The sequence below is a fragment of the Microcoleus sp. B4-C2 genome, assembly GCF_036705265.1.
Lineage (GTDB): Bacteria > Cyanobacteriota > Cyanobacteriia > Cyanobacteriales > Microcoleaceae > Microcoleus.
Genome location: NZ_JAUBUB010000210.1, coordinates 1 through 1380 on the forward strand (window position 1 = coordinate 1; position 1380 = coordinate 1380).

The following is a 1380-nucleotide window of genomic DNA, read 5'->3' on the forward strand; positions in this document are numbered from 1 at the left end:
TAACTTCCACTCTTGAAAGTGGGATGGGCGTCCCGCCCGTCCAAAAAGGACGGGCGGGACGCCCATCCCACAATAAAAATTAAAATTGTCAGTTATTTAATTCGCGCTCCGAAAGAACCTAAAAAGTGAACGATTGTTCACTTTTTAGATGATGAGTTTCCACCCAATCGCGAGTTTCGCACGATACCAAAGAAACCGGGTTTTTATAACAGAAGCGATCGCACTCTAGGAGAGATTTTGCTAAAAAACCCGGTTTCTGCGTAAGTCTCCAACCTTGAGAAATCGGGTCGATCGCGAGCAGCTATTTTTGGTTATTTTGCTGGTGCAGATAGTTGTTAATCGCTTTGGCGATTTTTGCTTGCTGGTATGGGTTCATAGTGCGGGGTAGGGAGATGCGAGAGCCTCCACAAACTAACAGTCTAACTTCGTACCAAATGTCATGCTCCCGATCTTTTGTTCGCTCGACTTCCACGCCATAAATCTCGCACAGAGAGTATTGAATTAGCTTAGTTCCCAACAAACCCTGCTGTTTAACAGTCAGGGCATTTAAAGTTGTATCAAAGCTATAAATTTCCTTTTTTCCGAAGGCTATTACTGCTATCCCTGCTGTCACAAATATGGCTCCTATCCCTAGAAACCAACTGTCGAGTAGCTTTAATTCCAGCAATCTGCGCTCCGCATTTTTAACAAAAGAATTGATGTCCGAAGCAATAGCGTCTTGGGTTCCCCAATTAGGGGAGTTAGCAGTGAAAGGAACATAGCCAGCATCAGTCCGAAGTACAACTTTGCTGGTGTAGGCCGCTCTGACAACTTTTGCTCCCTGCAAAGAAGCAAGCTGAATTTCTTGAATCTTCGATCCCAGCAAGCTCGATCGCACCAACTGACAATTCCCTTGTGTTCCTTGCACTCTGTGACAATACAGGCTTGCCAAATTGTAATCAAACGCCGCCAATTTCAGTCCAAATACCATTAACAAACAGCTAGGTAGCCAAAAATCAAATACGCCACGAGTCTGAATTTTTAATTCAGTCGCTGTTTGATCGATTATTTTCATTTATTTTACCCTGAGATTAAACAAAGGATATTAGAGGCCCTATCTTTGCTGGGATGCGCCCTATTGTTAACTTATATGTTATTTGAAGTTTGTCCTATGACCTGATCCTTTTGATCTTGCTAAGATATTAGCACTAAAATGTCTCGCGCACAATAACTGTAGCGAGTATAGGTGCGGGTGGCTTTGAGATAGCTTTCCGTCATTTCTCCCTGGTGATGGACTTGGGCGATTGCCTACGCGATATAGCAATCCTCGCATCATTTGCATAATTATTGTAGGGGCAATCCCACGCCCGGTTGCCCGATAGATAGGGGGTAGGCACTCTT

Annotated in this window: 1 protein-coding gene; it reads right to left on the bottom strand. The window is 44.0% G+C overall.

Annotation, left to right across the window (positions count from 1 at the left end):
• Positions 1-301: 301 nt before the first annotated feature.
• Positions 302-1054 carry a hypothetical protein gene (locus tag QUB20_RS28445; protein WP_333251551.1) on the bottom strand — a complete coding sequence of 251 codons (753 nt, stop codon included), beginning with the start codon at positions 1052-1054 and terminating at the stop codon, positions 302-304.
• Between the last annotated feature and the right edge of the window lie 326 nt (positions 1055-1380).